Annotated in this window: 13 protein-coding genes; 3 read left to right on the plus strand and 10 right to left on the minus strand. The window is 41.2% G+C overall.

All coding sequences use genetic code 11. The features are described 5' to 3' along the window. Positions 1-654: 654 nt before the first annotated feature. The 5 genes from Q0064_RS06720 to Q0064_RS06740 form a co-directional block, all read right to left on the minus strand. Entirely contained in the window at positions 655-1,314 is a 660-nt protein-coding gene (locus tag Q0064_RS06720) for an aspartate kinase (protein WP_298146183.1), read from the minus strand. 130 nt (positions 1,315-1,444) lie between these two features. Further along, the gene (locus Q0064_RS06725) at positions 1,445-1,804 is read right to left on the minus strand and encodes a YraN family protein (protein WP_298146186.1); all 360 of its coding nucleotides are present in this window, start codon (positions 1,802-1,804) and stop codon (positions 1,445-1,447) included. After that, positions 1,804-2,736 (minus strand): LD-carboxypeptidase, encoded by a 933-nt coding sequence (locus Q0064_RS06730; RefSeq protein ID WP_298146189.1) that lies wholly within the window; start codon positions 2,734-2,736, stop codon positions 1,804-1,806. Before Q0064_RS06730 ends, Q0064_RS06725 begins: the two co-directional genes overlap by 1 nt. A 34-nt stretch (positions 2,737-2,770) precedes the next feature. Next, positions 2,771-3,820, minus strand: a complete 1,050-nt coding sequence (locus Q0064_RS06735) for an AMP-binding protein (RefSeq protein ID WP_298146192.1) — start codon at positions 3,818-3,820, stop codon at positions 2,771-2,773. Beyond that, positions 3,820-4,752 (minus strand): CPBP family intramembrane glutamic endopeptidase, encoded by a 933-nt coding sequence (locus Q0064_RS06740; protein ID WP_298146195.1) that lies wholly within the window; start codon positions 4,750-4,752, stop codon positions 3,820-3,822. Before Q0064_RS06740 ends, Q0064_RS06735 begins: the two co-directional genes overlap by 1 nt. Positions 4,753-4,890: 138 nt before the next feature. Between Q0064_RS06740 and Q0064_RS06745 the strand changes: the two genes are divergently transcribed. The 3 genes from Q0064_RS06745 to Q0064_RS06755 all read left to right on the plus strand — a co-directional run bounded on the left by Q0064_RS06745 (position 4,891) and on the right by Q0064_RS06755 (position 9,826). Beyond that, positions 4,891-7,410: a TonB-dependent receptor gene (locus Q0064_RS06745; RefSeq protein ID WP_298146197.1), complete on the plus strand. Its 2,520-nt coding sequence runs from the start codon at positions 4,891-4,893 to the stop codon at positions 7,408-7,410. Positions 7,411-7,563: 153 nt separating this feature from the next. After that, positions 7,564-8,655 (plus strand): UDP-N-acetylglucosamine 2-epimerase (non-hydrolyzing), encoded by a 1,092-nt coding sequence (wecB, locus tag Q0064_RS06750; protein ID WP_298146200.1) that lies wholly within the window; start codon positions 7,564-7,566, stop codon positions 8,653-8,655. Continuing rightward, positions 8,648-9,826, plus strand: a complete 1,179-nt coding sequence (locus Q0064_RS06755) for a glycosyltransferase family 4 protein (RefSeq protein ID WP_298146202.1) — start codon at positions 8,648-8,650, stop codon at positions 9,824-9,826. Before wecB ends, Q0064_RS06755 begins: the two co-directional genes overlap by 8 nt. 21 nt (positions 9,827-9,847) lie before the next feature. Here the strand turns inward: Q0064_RS06755 and Q0064_RS06760 are convergent, their stop codons facing one another. From Q0064_RS06760 to Q0064_RS06780, 5 genes are read right to left on the minus strand one after another with little or no spacing between them, the layout of a single operon-like run. Then, the gene (locus tag Q0064_RS06760; protein WP_298146205.1) at positions 9,848-11,200 is read right to left on the minus strand and encodes an undecaprenyl-phosphate glucose phosphotransferase; all 1,353 of its coding nucleotides are present in this window, start codon (positions 11,198-11,200) and stop codon (positions 9,848-9,850) included. Between the two features lies 1 nt (position 11,201). After that, positions 11,202-12,185: a UDP-glucuronic acid decarboxylase family protein gene (locus Q0064_RS06765; protein WP_298146208.1), complete on the minus strand. Its 984-nt coding sequence runs from the start codon at positions 12,183-12,185 to the stop codon at positions 11,202-11,204. Further along, a complete protein-coding gene (locus Q0064_RS06770; protein WP_298146211.1) occupies positions 12,186-13,511 on the minus strand; it encodes an O-antigen ligase family protein in 1,326 nt (441 codons plus the stop codon). It lies immediately after the preceding gene. Further along, the gene (locus Q0064_RS06775; RefSeq protein ID WP_298146214.1) at positions 13,450-14,559 is read right to left on the minus strand and encodes a DUF1972 domain-containing protein; all 1,110 of its coding nucleotides are present in this window, start codon (positions 14,557-14,559) and stop codon (positions 13,450-13,452) included. Before Q0064_RS06775 ends, Q0064_RS06770 begins: the two co-directional genes overlap by 62 nt. Continuing rightward, positions 14,556-15,671 carry a glycosyltransferase family 4 protein gene (locus tag Q0064_RS06780; RefSeq protein ID WP_298146217.1) on the minus strand — a complete coding sequence of 372 codons (1,116 nt, stop codon included), beginning with the start codon at positions 15,669-15,671 and terminating at the stop codon, positions 14,556-14,558. The genes Q0064_RS06775 and Q0064_RS06780 overlap by 4 nt, the downstream gene beginning before the upstream one ends. Positions 15,672-15,677 lie beyond the last annotated feature (6 nt).

The following is a 15,677-nucleotide window of genomic DNA, read 5'->3' on the forward strand; positions in this document are numbered from 1 at the left end:
CCCATCTTGAAAGGCAAAATTGATTCTTGATTGGTGGCCAAAATTCAAGTTGGGTTCCTGTTTTAATTCAAAGCAGGTAGTTGAAATGCGGTAATCCGGCACGCTTACTTGTTCATAACCACCCGAAACGTTTATAAACGTTTAAACACGCCTAAAATTCGTCGACAAAAAATCGATTTTGTAAATTTATGCCGGAGGCGGGCTGGAGGCCCCGGAGCGTTGCTGTACCCTTTTGGGATAATTTTCACTACAATCCCGCATATTCACTACGGCTGAACTGAATATAAACTGTTTTGTGTTTTATAATTTTTTCACTGAAAACAGGTTTTGGACGCTGATTTTGAGAATAGTTTTGCGCTACGAATCGATTGAAGCGGTTTTTAGATCATCAACTTTTGTGGGAACGACATTGATTAGCCCTGATGGCAGCGGAAAACCCACAGCTGCAACAAGGCGTGCGCACACTGTTTTGCTGGCGACCAACGGAAGCCAAGCGAAACGGTTGTGCAAACCCTTGGTGTAGCGCGGATTTGCAGCGAACAGCAGGAATAGCTTCAAACCTACACTAGACTTGAAAACTTTGTTAAGCCTCTGTAATTTAAGCTTTTGAGAATAATAATGTACGTAAATTTGATCGTACGTGCGTTTCTAAAATCAAATCGATTTTAAATCTTTTATGACTTTAAAGGCAAGATCAACTTCCTCATCGGAAACTAAAATGGTGAATTCGAAAGAAGTGGAAATAACTTCGTTAATAATGATTCCTTCCCAGGCAAGTCGCTGGAAAATAAAGTAATACACACCGGGCGTCGACACGTTGTCTTTCGGCAGCTTTACGGTAATCGACGCTAGATTCTCGAATTTGTGAAGCAGCTTTTCGCCTACAAAATGCTTATCTACCAGCTGGCTGACCGATTCGCTGATCACAATATTGGTTTCGGAAACCCCACGCGACGAGGTGTAAAAAATATCGGTGTAATTTTTTATATCCGCGATTAAATCGGCTTGTTTGTTCAAAATCGTATCGGAAACCGCAAACGTATAATCGACCAACGAAGAGCGCACAGTAATTTCTCCAATGTTTTTGAGCACTTTTACGATCTTGTGATTCATTCGGAAATCGAGATCTTCCGACAAGCGTTTGAGTGCCATCACAATTGCGCCTTGTTTCACGTCTTTTCCTAATTCTTGCTGTAAATCGGGCAACATATTGCGCGAAAGCGAGGTTAGGTTGATGATTCCTTGCGCGAGTGCGTTTAGCAAAAAGGGCTTTGTTTTGATGTAATTTTCTACAACGGCCGCAATAGTTTTCATAACAGAGTTGCTTTTAGTAAGAACCGCGCTCTACACCTAAATAATGTAACGCCAATTTACATTTTGTGGAATTTCATCCAAACTAAAACGCCGTTCTTGTATATCTGACAATTTGTTTCAAATATAACAACTAGAAATGATAAAATGCATCGGGTAAGTGTTTGATGTCGAAAGATTCGCCATTTTTAACAATCGCAATGATATCAAAACGGAATTCTACCTCATCTTCTAAATCTTCTGCGTAAGCATTTACCGCTTGGAGGAGGTTGTTAATTTTCTTTGATTTTACCGTTTCTTCGGGCAGTCCGAAATCAACACTACTGCGGGTTCGCACTTCAACAGCACACACAACATTGCCTATTCGTGCAATGATATCGATCTCTGATTTTTGATACACGTAATTGCGCTCCAGAATTTCGTAACCCTGTTCTTCCAAGTAGGTCACGGCCATTTCTTCGCCTTTTTTTCCTAAGTCGTTATGCTGCGCCACTAGTCGAAACGTAAAACTGTTTTGTCTTTGGTAACGGTGAGTTTTGCATGCGTGCCCAGCACTAATGCGCGATTATCGGGAATATGACCCGCGGGAAAATCGAAAACCACGGGAATGTTTAGGCCTTCCAAATGTTCGGCAACAATTTGGTTGGCGTTTTTGCCCCACGGAATTTCGTTGTCTTTCATTTTTGTCATGCCTCCCACTACCACGCCTTTTAGCTTACTGAGGCAGCCGCAGCGCTTGAGGTTCATGAGCATTCGATCGATGTGGTACAGGTATTCGTCGAGGTCTTCGAGAAAAAGAATTTTATCATCGCAATGCACCTGACTGTCACTGCCCAGCAAACTGTAGAGAATAGAGAGATTTCCGCCAACAAATTCGCCTTCTGCGGCTCCGAGTTGGCTTTCGGAATCGGTTGATATTTCGTACTGCAACGATTGTCCGAACAAACATTTTCGAAGCGATTCGACGGCCGCCGGACTTGCGGTAGCCACATTTAAAGGCATTAATCCGTGTATGCTTGCAAATCCTAAATTATTGAGATGGTTATGCAACACAGTAACGTCGGAAAAACCAATTAGCCATTTGGGATTTTTTTTAAAGGCTGTGAAATCAATTTTATCGATAATCCGCACAGTGCCATAACCGCCGCGAACACACCAAACAGCTTTGATATTTGGGTTGTCGAATTGCTCTTGTAAATCGGCTGCCCGCTGTTGGTCGGTTCCAGCTAACTGATTGTAATCTAAACCAATAGAACTTCCGATTTTGACTTTTAATCCCCAGCTTTCCAGCAGCTTAATAGCTGGTTTTAGATTGTCGGTAGTATTTTTTCGCGCGGTAGCAACGATAGCCACGGTATCACCTGGATTGAGTTTTGGCGGCAGTATTTTTTTTCCCTGGTTTTGGGCGTTCGTGGCAGATATCATAAACAAAAATATAAGAATCGATAAGCGCATGTATTTACGCGTTAAGAGAATCCTGACGGATAATTTTTCCGTTTCCTGTTTCTTTAAAAATAGGTTTAAAGATTATTTCCTTGGGCTTTTCGTATTTGTCTAGCTTTTTGAAGGTGTCTTCGGAAAGTTCGTACGGTTCTCCTTCTACAACTAATACCAAACGTTGCCCCAACTCGTCGTCGGGCAGCCCAGCTACAAAGAAGCGGCGGTTGATTTTAGGCGCTAACTTTTCTTCGATTAATTCTGGAGAAAGTTTAATGCCGCCTGAATTGATGACGTTGTCGATACGTCCTAACCACGTAAATGTGTGTGGCGTATGCACTTGCACCAGATCGTTTGAAACAATTTTCTCGTTTGAAATATCGGGTGCCGAGATTACGAGACAACCGCGCTCATCGGCGGAAACTTCGATATTCGACATGGTCTGGAAAACGGCGTCGCCAACAGGTTTAGCTGCGATATGCGATACGGTTTCTGTCATTCCAAACGTTTCAAAACATGCCGTTCCAGAGGCAATTAAATCGGCCTCAAGTTGTGCACTAATTTTGGCCCCACCAACAATTAACTTCTTGATCCATTTTAAGTCGGCAATCGAGTTTTGCGCTTGCAACGGCACCATTGCTGAAAAGGCGTATTGGGTATCGCAGTTTTTCAATGGCTTTGCGCTTGGTGCCACAAAATCGATGTCGAGTCCGAGCACAAAACCGCGTACAAACATCATTTTTCCTGCCACATATTTTGCAGGCAAGCAGTGAAGTACTTTATCGCCTTCCATTAAATCAAAAAACGCACCTGTTGCCAATGCCGAATTAACCATGGCTTGCTTTTTAACGCGAATACGTTTTGGCAGACCTGTGCTTCCCGAAGTATCCATTTCGATGTAATCGCGATCGTCGAACCAATCGAGCAGAAAGTTTCCAACGGGCTTTTCAAAATCGGCTCCTTCCTTAATAAAACTGTAGGCAACGCGGCATAAATCATCTTTTCCTAAATGGAAACCATTGAGTTTAAATTTATGATGTACGTCGGTGTAATTGATTGTATGTGTTTCCATTATATTTCGTTTTGAGGAATTGGTCCGGTAAGTTTTTCTCGCCAACCTTTCCATTTGTATTTTTTAGCAAAGATGAATGTCAAGATAGGGAAAATAATGACAAGTGGGACAAAAATTTCGATTCCGGCAGACGGCTCCGACAAATCTTTAAAGATCGAGTGAGTTTGAAAGGCTGTCCAGTCGGCAGTTACGAGTAATGCGGTACACAAATTATTAGCTGCGTGAAAACCGAGTGCGAGTTCGTTACCCTCATCCATTAATGTTATCAATCCTAAAAACAAACCGGTTCCGATGTAATAAAACATGATTATAGGTCCGATTTTATCGACTTCTGGATTGAAAAAATGCAATCCGCCGAAGATTACCGAGGTGAAAATCCACGGCAACCAACGATTCTTAAACAATGTCGCAAAGCCCTGCATCAAATAGCCTCTAAAAAGCAGTTCTTCTAAAGTTGTTTGAATTGGAATCATGGGCACTGCAATTAGAAACAAGATGATAAAAGGCAGCAATTCGAATTGCAAAACATAGTGTTCTGGATCTGAAAGCGCGTATGCTACTGTGGTTATGATCGAAAAAATGCTCCAGATTCCAAAGGCAAAATAAATTCGGGAGTAATCGATTTTAGGCCGGCTGGTAACAATTGTTTCAAAAGCTAATCGGTGTACGTACCGAACCGCGAAATAGAGTCCGCCCAAACCTGCTAAAAAAGACAGCAATAACAGGAACAGCAATAAGTTGGAGTCCAACACTTTATAGAGTACGTCTTCCGAAAGTTCACCCAATTTGCCGTCTTTAGCCGACTGAATTAATACGGCAATCGTTAAAGGGATTTGGCCTATAACACTAGCTACAATTACCAAAACGGATCCCAGCAAGTATTTAAAAAATTCGGACGCTGGTTTATTGGAGACCGAAAAAAAGTTGCTCATTTGTTTTCTTTTTGCGCTAAGTTACAACAGCGGCTTAACATATCGAAGCGTGCCGCTTACTTCATTTAACAAAGCTTTGGCAAAAGTGCCTTAAACCATTGGACTACCTTTGCGGTCAAATTGCCTGAAAAATAAGCTATGAGAAAGATATATTCCGGAATGTTCTACACATTCATTCTAATTTTCAGCACGTTAAGTGCCTATTCCCAAAACTCTGGAAAAACCGTAAAATTATCGGGGCGTGTTTTCGACGCAGGAACTAAAGCACCGATGGAGTACACGACGATTACGCTCAAAAACACCACAACTAATGCCGTTTCGGGTGGAATTACAGACGCGAAAGGTGTCTTTAATATTGATGTTGCTGTGGGTACTTACGACATTACTATTGAATTCATCTCCTACAAACCCGTCGAAATCAAAGGAAAAACCCTGACGGAAAACACCAACTTAGGCATTTTCTCTCTAGTCGAAGACGCAACTGTGTTGGAAACCGTCGAACTGCGGACAGAAAAAACTACCGTTGAAATTAAGCTCGATAAAAAAGTTTACAACGTGGGACAGGATTTGCTTGTGAAAGGCGGTACAGTTAGCGATGTTTTGGACAATATTCCATCTGTAGCTGTTGACACCGATGGAACCATCACTTTACGTGGAAATGAAAATGTACGTGTGCTTATCGATGGGCGTCCATCAAATGCAATTAACATTTCTGAAGCGCTGCGCCAGATTCCTGCCGATGCAATCGATAAAGTGGAGGTGGTTACCAACCCGTCGGCACGCTACGACAGCGAAGGCGGCGGCGGTTTGTTGAATATCATTCTAAAAAAAGGAAAAAACCTCGGAATCAACGGTTCGATTATTGCTTCTGGCGGCACACCAACCAACTATGGTTTAACTGCAAATGTGAACTATAAAACGAAACTCTTCAATCTTTTTGGAACCACAGGTTACAACTATCGTAAAAATCCAGGCAACGGCTTAAACAACAGCGAATATTTGAATGAAGACGGCACAACCCGAAATTTTATCGATGAAAAAAGATACAACGAACGGATCAACGATAGCTATAACACCAACTTTGGTTTCGACTTGCTTCTCGACGAAAACACCACTTGGACGCACCAAATGAATTACCGCAGCAGTGAAGGAAGCAACGATGAAACAGTTCGATTTAACAACTTCGACGCCAACCGTGAAAACCTCTTCGTAACGCGTCGGAACAATGAACAAGATAACTCTAGCACTAGCATTGAATACGCCTCGAACTTTGTGCATAATTTCAAAAGAAAAGGCCACAAACTCACGGCAGACTTGTCGTTTTCAACCAGTAGAGATAACGACGAGTCTGTTATCGAAAATAACAATACTGCTGTACTGCAAGAACTTACGTTCAACGATCAAAATCAAAAACGCAACATCATTCAAATTGATTATGTAATGCCTTTCGGAAAGAACCAACAATTCGAAGCCGGATATAAGGGCGACACAAATATTCTGGGAACAGACTTCGTAGTTGGCGGACTCGATGAAAACGGAAATTTCTCCCAATACCAACAGTTTTCTAACAACCTGGAATACAAAGAACGAGTTAACGCGCTTTACACGCAGTATGGAAATAAATTTGGTAAATGGTCGGCGTTGGTTGGTTTACGTTGGGAAGATTCCAACATTGACGTTAATTTACTCACAACCAACAACTTCAACAACAAGCGCTACAACAACTTTTTCCCTTCGGCCTTTTTAACGTACGAGATAACGCCTGAGACCAACGTATCGTTGAGTTACAGCCGTCGTATTAACCGTCCGCGTGGCCGACAATTAAACCCGTTTAGCAACTATTCTTCGAACATCAATATTTTTCAAGGAAATCCAGATCTTGATCCGGCAATGACCGATGCGTTGGATTTCGGATTTTTGAAAAGATGGCGAAAATTAACGCTAAACGGATCGATGTACATCAACAGAACGACAGATTCGTTTCAGTTTGTCCGTAAAGAAAGTGGCGATTTCGTAACCACTATCGTCGACGGAGCCGATACCGTAGATGCCAACGGGAATCCGGTTATCGTTGGTGGTGAAGACATTCAAGTACCTGTAATTTTAACCACGCCCATTAACCTCGCCACCGAATACCGTTTCGGATTTGAATTTACTCTAAACTACAATCCATTTAAATGGTGGCGTTTGAATTCAAACTTCAATTTATTCCGAAATGAAACGCAAGGTGATTTCACCTACACCAATACACAAGGTGAAGAGGTAATACAGAATTTCGACAATATTGCCTTCGGTTGGTTTTCTAGAATCAATTCTAAAGTAAATCTGCCTTACGGAATCGATTGGCAAACGAACGGTACTTATAACGCACCTCAACGCAATGCACAAGGTAGATCACTTGGTGTTTTTAGCGCGAATCTAGCGTTTAGTAAAGATATTTTAAACGATAAAGGAACCTTAGCGCTGAATGTTCAAGACGTTTTTAACAGTCGAAAGCGAATTAATGAAACCAATTTGCCCCAGTTAAACTCGTACTCTGAGCAACAATGGCGCGTACGAACAATTACGATGTCGTTTACCTACCGATTTAATAAGAGTAAAACGGATAAAGATCGTCCGACGAGACGCGACGACGATGGTGGGGATTTTCCAGGATAAGGGAAAAACGGTTTAGAAAAAGGTCGGTAAAGCATTGGTTTTACCGACTTTTTTGTTTTCGAAGTGTGTAGACTTCAAATCCCAAGCCTTTCCGACACCAAATGCAATTTTCCAAACGCTTTCTTTTACATTTGTTACCCGAAAGAATCGTCCATGAAAATAACTATTGTCGCCGGAGCTCGTCCCAATTTTATGAAAATTGCGCCGCTTATTCGCCAGATAAAAAATCGGCAGGAACAACGGTCCGATATACATTTCCGATTGGTGCACACCGGACAGCATTACGACACAGCATTAAGCGACGTTTTTTTCGAGCAACTTCACATACCAAAACCTGATGTTAATTTCAATGTAGGTAGCGGCAGCCAAGCTGAGCAAACTGCAGCAATTTTAACCGCTTTTGAAAAAGAGCTCATCGAAAATCCTTGCGATTTGGTACTTGTTGTTGGCGATGTAACTTCGACAATGGCCTGTGCTATTACGGCGAAAAAAATGGGTGTGAAAGTAGCCCATGTTGAAGCGGGAATTCGTTCAGGAGATTGGACCATGCCTGAGGAAATTAATCGTAAAGTAACCGATTGTTTAACCGATTTACACTTTACAACCTCTGTTTCAGCCTCGGAAAATTTGTTGCGAGAAGGAGTTAATCCGCAGCAAATTCACTTTGTTGGAAATGTAATGATTGATTCGCTGCTACATTCGAAACCACATTTTAAAGCACCTGATTGGTTTGCGGAAGCTAATTTAGAATCCGGGAAATATATCTTACTGACCTTGCATCGGCCATCCAATGTAGACAATGGTGATCAATTGCTGCAAACACTAAGAACAATAGAACAAATTGCTGGCGAGCGCGTTGTTTTATTTCCGATTCATCCGCGAACGAAACACGTTTTAGGATCGAAGATCAACGAATTTAAACGCATTTATTTCACCAGCCCACAGCCGTATTTAGAATTTATGTGGTTGGTGCAAAACAGCAGTTGTGTGATAACCGATAGTGGCGGCTTATCTGAAGAAACTACTGTGCTTGGCATAAAGTGCTTTACCCTACGAAACAGCACCGAAAGGCCCGAAACAATTGAGATAGGGACCAATACCTTGATAGGAACCGATTTAAATGTCCTTTCAAAAGCATACACATCCTTCCTTGAAAATGGATTAAGAACACACGGCATTCCCGAGCTGTGGGATGGTCGAGCCGCCGAGCGTATTTTGGAGATAATTTTGCGCGAAAATGACTGAAATACTGATCATTACCAACTATTTTCCACCAGAAACCGGAGCGGCAGCCAACCGAATCATGCAACTTGCGCAATTGCTTCAAAAAAACGGAAGACAAGTAACCGTGTTTTGTCCGCTTCCCAATTATCCAACAGGCAAACTGTATCCCGGCTATAAAAACAAACTAAACACACGAGAATCGGTTCAGGGAATTTCGGCAGTGCGTTTTTTTATATGGCCATCCGCGTCGAAAAATCCGCTTGTGCGACTGTTTTCTACTGCTTCTTTATTGTTGTTACTTTCGCTTAAATTGCTGTTTTCGCGCTTGCCTAAAGACGTTGTGGTACAATCGCCGCCCTTATTATTGTCGTTTGTGTGTTGTGCGATATTGCGCTTACGCAGAAGAAAAATCATACTCAATGTCTCCGACTTGTGGCCTTTAGCCGCAGTTGAATTACAAGTTATACCACCCAAAGGCATTGGCTACCGTGCAGCCTGCTACTTTGAACGAAAAATATACGGTTGGGCTCAGGTTATTTTGGGTCAATCGGAGGAAATTTTAACGCATATTAAGTCTTTTCAACCTAAAGCGACATTTGAACTTTACCGAAATTTTCCTGAATTTACTCATGAAACGACGCCTGTTGTGGAGAATGCCGAAAAAGTGCAAATTTTCTATGCCGGACTTTTGGGTGTAGCTCAAGGAATTTATCGTTTATTAACCGAGATTTCCTTTGATGCGAACAAGGTAGAAATTCATGTATTTGGAGCAGGTGCCGAACAAGATTTAATAAGAAGATATTTGAATCAAAAACCGAATTGCGGCATCTACTTTCACGGGAATTTAAGTCGGTCTGAATTACAGGCTCGTATTGAAAAAATGGATTTTGCTCTGGTGCCATTAGTAAGTCGCATTTACGGTTCGGTTCCATCTAAAATATTCGAATACAGCAAGATGGGATTTCCACTGATTTATATGGGTGGTGGCGAAGGCAGTGATATCGTTCGGAACTTCAAGTTGGGTTACGACGTTGAAACGGGTGATTACAAGCGTCTTTCCGAGCTAATCTCACAAGTAGCCCAATTAGATTCAGCAGAACGACTCGCATTAAAATCTGAGGTTTATCACACAGCTAATAGAAGTTTTAACGCAGTAGAACAATTTCAGAACTTGGCTGTTTTTAAAAGTTAGAAAAGCTTGATAATTGACGACTTAATACGCCTTTTCGTCGCCGCGAACCGCGTTCACCACCGTCATTACAATAATTTTAATGTCGAGCAGTAACGACCAGTTTTCCAGGTAAAAGATGTCGTATTTGACGCGATAAATAATGTCTTTCTCATTTTCAACTTCGCCACGAAAACCATTGGTTTGAGCTAAGCCGGTAATACCTGGCTTAATGAAATGACGAACCATAAACTTATCGATCTTTCGAGCATACATTTCGGTGTGCGAAACCATGTGTGGGCGTGGTCCCACAACCGACATATCGCCTAAGAGCACATTAAAAAATTGTGGCAATTCGTCGATGCTCGACTTTCGAAGAAACTTACCAATTCGGGTTATCCGAGGGTCGTTCTTAGTAACTTGTTCTAAATCGGCTATTTCATTTAGCGTCATCGAACGAAATTTAAAACAATTAAACTCTTTGTAATCCAGGCCATTACGCCTTTGTTTAAAGAAAACTGGGCCTTTGGATTCGAGTTTGATGATCAATGCTAATAGAGGTGTGAGCCAAGACAGGAAACCGATAATGATTACAATACTAAAAAGAATATCGAATATGCGTTTTGCTGTTCGATTTATGGGGTCGTCTAATGGAATGTCGCGCAGAGATATAATAGGAATGTAGCCGTAATAATCGAGTTTGGTGTTATTCCCTAAAATGTTGCGCTCGTCGGGAAGAAACTTCAAAATTTTGAGGTTGTTATCGGCAAAATCAATAAAAGTTTCTACTTGGGTAGGCGACAAATCTACCAGCGCACAATAAATTTCATCGATCTTATTTGTTTGAACAAAGCTTAAACACTCGTCGATTTGCTGCTTTTTGTCGGATTCTAGATTAAAAACACGAATTAAATCGTATCCATAATCTGGATTTTCATTGAAAAAGTCGGCTAACGCTTTTACATTTTTAGCTTGCCCGACTAAAACCACGTTTCTAAAATTTCCACCGTAAATAGCTCTATATCTGCGTAATGAATAATAGATTAGCAACTTCACGGTTGCTACGAAACAACCTGAAGAAAGCGTGTAGATTATTACTTCTTTTGCGGGAACTTCTTTAGAGTAAATTCCTGCAAAAGCGAAGCAAACGAGTGTAAAGAGAAACAGTTGTCTGGCTAACTTATTAAGAATAGCAACTACTTTCGTAAATCGGTAAACCTCGTAAAAATCGATGTTTAGAGCAATGATTACCCAACTTAGAGAAATAAAAATAGAGAAATAAATGCTTGCAAATTCACTTCCCAACAAGCAGATTGAAAGTAGATTAATTACAACCAAGTCGAACACATACGTGGCCGGCCGAATGTAAACAGAATATCGTCCTGTTTTTGCGCGCATTCTAGTGGTTGTATTTGGAGAAGTCTTTGTGGTCTTGTTTTTCTAAGTCGGCTTTCGACAAGCTTTTGAAGTAGTCGTAGGTTAATTTCATGCCTTCTTCACGACTTACTTTTGGTTCCCAACCCAATAGCTCTTTTGCTCGAGTAATGTCGGGTTGCCGCTGCAAGGGGTCGTTTTCTGGAAGTGGTTTAAAGACGATTTTCTGCTCCGTTCTAGTAAGCTTGATAATTTCTTTCGCGAAGTCAAGAATGGTGATTTCGTCGGGATTTCCAATGTTAACGGGTAGTGAATAATCGGAGTGCAATAATCTAAAAATACCTTCCACTTGGTCATCTACATAACAAAACGAGCGTGTTTGTAATCCGTTTCCAAAAATGGTGAGATCTTCGCCGCGCAGTGCCTGACCGATAAAAGCTGGAATTACTCGACCGTCGTTGAGACGCATCCGGGGTCCGTAGGTGTTGAAAATACGAACAATTCGGGTTTCCAAACCGTGAAAACGATGATAAGCCATGGTTATAGACTCTTGGAAACGCTTCGCTTCGTCGTAAACGCCTCTTGGACCAATGGTATTTACGTTTCCATAATAGTCTTCAGTTTGTGGATGTACGAGCGGATCGCCATATACCTCTGAAGTTGAAGCGATTAAAATTCGTGCGTTTTTGACGCGAGCTAATCCTAGTAAATTATGTGTTCCCAACGAACCAACCTTGAGGGTCTGAATTGGTATTTTTAAGTAGTCAATCGGGCTGGCGGGCGAAGCAAAATGGAGTATATAATCCAAATTACCTGGCACAAAAACAAATTTACTCACATCGTGGTGATGGAATTCAAAATTTGGATGCTGAAAAAGGTGTTCAATATTTCGGAGGTCTCCAGTTATGAGGTTGTCCATGCCAACAACATGGTAACCTTCTGCAATAAAACGGTCGGCTAAATGCGAACCTAAAAAGCCCGCGGCTCCCGTAATGAGAATTTTTTTCATCTATTTTGCTTCAATATTCGTTTTGCTGCTTGGCAATGCGGTATTGAATAAACAGTAGAGTACTGTAAAGAAAATAAGACCGCGTTGTCTGCAAAAAAACGATTCGGTCAAAAATAAGACTATAATAGACAACGCGAAAACGATATGTAAGAAATCTGCGCGTTTTATTGCATTTCGCATGTTCAGAAACAGCATTCCAATGAGCAATACAAATCCGAAAACTCCAAGCTCTGCAAAAATTTGTACGTATTGGTTGTGGAAGTTAAATTCGGCATAACCATTGTAAAGTCCGTGCTCATTTGCTTTTGCAACAATTTTACTTTGAGACGCTTCTAAACCATATCCTTTAAAAAATATTGGATCTTCCTGCAACATTTCACCAAAAATGCGCGCTTGATAAATGCGTAATGCCGTTCCTGGAAAAAAGTGATTTTGTTCAAATTTGTCCATATTCCACGCCTGATTGAGCGAGATGTTGTACACCTTTCCTTGTCCGTTTCCAATAGTCGTATTCAATGTATTGTCAACAAATGCAGTTTCGTATTCCAATAAAAACCGCTCTCGAATATTCTTCACAAATACCAAAGAAAATGCCAAGAACAAGAACAGTGAAATAACCGTTAAGTATCGCACACTTTTAGGAACTTTCGAAAAGAAAGAATAAAATACGACAATCAGTACTGCATCAATAAATATTACACTTTTCGAAGACAGTAATAGGACAAAAATCCCTAAAATAGCCAACGCTGCTTTTTCAATTATGTGCTTCTGCGGAAGCGAGATAAAATAAAATAATCCAAAAGAAGCAAACACCGACATGTAAATGGCATTGCGTTCAATTGTTACTAAATTGTGATAAAAAAACGCAGAGTTGTCTCCAGTAGAAATAAAAGTAAATAAAGCAACACCTATGAAAAAGCTGGCATACGCAGCGAATCCAAAGGAGTATATTCGAAAAACTCTCTGAAGTTGTTGCGAACAATATTGAGGCAAACAAGCAAATGCTAACGGTATAATAAGAAATACCAAATCTTTTCGCAAACCGTTTAAGGTAGCGCCGTAATCTATGGACCATGCAGCTGAAATCGCCATAAGCCCATAGAGCAAAACAGGTAACGCTAATGCCACCGATAATTTAAAATTCTTGCGTGTAAACGAGAATAAGCAAAGCAGTGCTAATAAAATTGTTGCAACACTGCTGTAACCAAATTTTAGCGGAATACTTGTTAAAACAACAGCTGCTAAAAACAGTTGCGCTTCTGCGTCAGTTTTTAGATTGCTGATTTTCAGCCAGGCGATTTGTAAATAATTGTAGATAAGCGTCATTAATCTTTTCCCACGAAAAATTGGTTGCAATTGCGCCAAAATTTTCAGAAACGAAGCGCAAGTTATCACTTTTTTGTTTGTGAGAAACTAAATCCGCTACTTCTTCCGCGGTGGAAAAATAATCGGCATTTTCTTTTAAAATTGCTCGATTAAAAATGTTATTGTGGGCAACAATATATGCCTGAGAAGCCATGGCTTCGAGTAAGGATGGGTTTGTGCCGCCAACAGAATGTCCGTGAAAGTAGATGTTTGAAAAATAGCGTAAATTGTTAAGTTTCTCCAAATCGTAAACGGAACCTACGAAAACAATATTGTGTGTGTTGCCAAATTTATGTTTGAGATAATTTCCAAAAGCGGTTTTATGGTTGCCAATGACCAACATTTTTCGGGCTTGCTTTGCGAGTGCAACGCCGTCGAGAATAGTCTCTACGTTATTTTCAGGCTCCAACCGTGCAATGAGCAAGTCGTATTGAAGTGGAACTACTTCGAAACTCTGAATCTGTGTTGCATCGGGTTGATTAAATTGAACTGCGCCGTAAGGAATGTATGTTGAATCGACTCCGAAGCGCTCTTGCAAGTGCTGTTGTATTCCTATGGAATCGGCCACAAGAACATCGCTGCTTTTCACCGCCAATTTCTCGCTAAAGCGAAGTAACTTTTGTACGGGTTTCGAAAATTTGGTTCGTTTCCACTCCAAACCGTCCATATTAGTGACAATTAGCGCTTTCCGCGGAAGCAGAAACGACCATATAGAACTCGATGTGTAACCCAATTGAAGTACGACATCGAACTTGCGTTTGCGAATGTCTAAAATGCAGTTCAAATCGTAAATGTATTGACCGGCTGTACCCATTTTATACTCTGGATCGTAACATTTTACAATTTGAACACCTTTATAGGATTGTTCTGTGTATGGATGATTGTGGGAATTGTAAACAACCACCTCGTGGCCCTTCTGTACCGCATACACGCTGAAGAATTCCGCAAATTGCTCGAAACCGCCGTAATGATTCGGAATTCCTCGAGTTCCTAAAACTGCAATCTTCATGAGTGGTCGGTATTTTTGAGTATACTTTGATACGCCTTGAGCGTTTGCGCAGCCGTTTCTTCCCAAACGTACTTTTCGAGGATCTGTTTCCGAAATGCTTCATCAACCGGAGCTGCATATGCCGTGTCAATTGCTTTTCGAATGCTTGCTACGTTATCGGGTTCACAATAAAACGCGTAATCTCCGAAATAATCGTAGGTATCGCCTTTCTTAGTTGCAACGATATTACAACCCGATGCCGCTGCTTCCAAGGAAGACAAGCCAGGCGTTTCCATCCAGCTTACCAAGGCGTGTACTTTAGCAACTCGGTAAAGGTGTCGTAAATCCGATTGTGGCATCGGTTCTAAAAAAACAACATTTGCGCCTGCTTCTGCACGTACTTGATCCACGTACTTACTCTGATTCGCAGATGCCTTTCCAACCAAAACCAAAGTGTAAGGCGCGTCTTTTACTGCACGAACCAGTTGTAAAGTCGATTTTCGTCCTTCGATTCTAGCGGCACAAACTATACAATCTTTATATTGAGAAAACTTCTCGTTTGGCTCGGTATCTGTGGAGAACAAGGACTTGTCTACTGAATTCGGTACTGGGAAATAATGCGGATTCTTTAAATTAAAATCGGCAATTACCCGCTGCATCTCGGAATCGGAATTGGGCAAAAATACGTCGGTTTGCGAAACCAGTTGTTTCATTAAGCCATAGTATCCTTTGTAAAGCATCTGATAAACGCCCTTATGCATGCGTTTCTCGACCCAATGACGTATAAATGTTTTTACGTATCCTATTTGATAGGGGCTCAAAATATTAGCCACAACTTGAAATGCACCTCCGCGAGCCTTGCGCTCAAACTCCGTGTACAAACCGTAAATGGTTGACAATGCCACAGGCTTTCCGTGCTTTTTTGCATGTGCCGCTTGTATAGCGGATTCTTGAGGTTCCATCAGATTGAAAACGTGAACCAAATCATACGTTTGCAAATCGGGTTCCAACTCGATACTGATGCTTACTTCAACGCCGAGCTTCTCAAGGAATTCTTTGGTTTTCTGCATCTGAATGAGATCGCCACCTGGAGCAGAAAACAAATTGGTTCGAGAAAGAAATAATACGCGCATCGGCCG

Origin of the sequence: Flavobacterium sp., assembly GCF_027490375.1 — a bacterium.
Classification (GTDB): Bacteria; Bacteroidota; Bacteroidia; order Flavobacteriales; family Flavobacteriaceae; genus Flavobacterium.

What these genes read in the sequence shown, in the direction of transcription:
- Q0064_RS06760 (WP_298146205.1), bottom strand. Translation starts at nt 11,200, where the DNA reads ATGCGCGCAAAAACAGGACGATATTCTGTTTACATTCGGCCGGCCACG.
- Q0064_RS06745 (WP_298146197.1), top strand. Translation starts at nt 4,891, where the DNA reads ATGAGAAAGATATATTCCGGAATGTTCTACACATTCATTCTAATTTTC.
- Q0064_RS06775 (WP_298146214.1), bottom strand. Translation starts at nt 14,559, where the DNA reads ATGAAGATTGCAGTTTTAGGAACTCGAGGAATTCCGAATCATTACGGC.
- Q0064_RS06755 (WP_298146202.1), top strand. Translation starts at nt 8,648, where the DNA reads ATGACTGAAATACTGATCATTACCAACTATTTTCCACCAGAAACCGGA.
- Q0064_RS06730 (WP_298146189.1), bottom strand. Translation starts at nt 2,736, where the DNA reads ATGATATCTGCCACGAACGCCCAAAACCAGGGAAAAAAAATACTGCCG.
- wecB (WP_298146200.1), top strand. Translation starts at nt 7,564, where the DNA reads ATGAAAATAACTATTGTCGCCGGAGCTCGTCCCAATTTTATGAAAATT.
- Q0064_RS06770 (WP_298146211.1), bottom strand. Translation starts at nt 13,511, where the DNA reads ATGACGCTTATCTACAATTATTTACAAATCGCCTGGCTGAAAATCAGC.
- Q0064_RS06780 (WP_298146217.1), bottom strand. Translation starts at nt 15,671, where the DNA reads ATGCGCGTATTATTTCTTTCTCGAACCAATTTGTTTTCTGCTCCAGGT.
- Q0064_RS06735 (WP_298146192.1), bottom strand. Translation starts at nt 3,820, where the DNA reads ATGGAAACACATACAATCAATTACACCGACGTACATCATAAATTTAAA.
- Q0064_RS06740 (WP_298146195.1), bottom strand. Translation starts at nt 4,752, where the DNA reads ATGAGCAACTTTTTTTCGGTCTCCAATAAACCAGCGTCCGAATTTTTT.
- Q0064_RS06765 (WP_298146208.1), bottom strand. Translation starts at nt 12,185, where the DNA reads ATGAAAAAAATTCTCATTACGGGAGCCGCGGGCTTTTTAGGTTCGCAT.
- Q0064_RS06720 (WP_298146183.1), bottom strand. Translation starts at nt 1,314, where the DNA reads ATGAAAACTATTGCGGCCGTTGTAGAAAATTACATCAAAACAAAGCCC.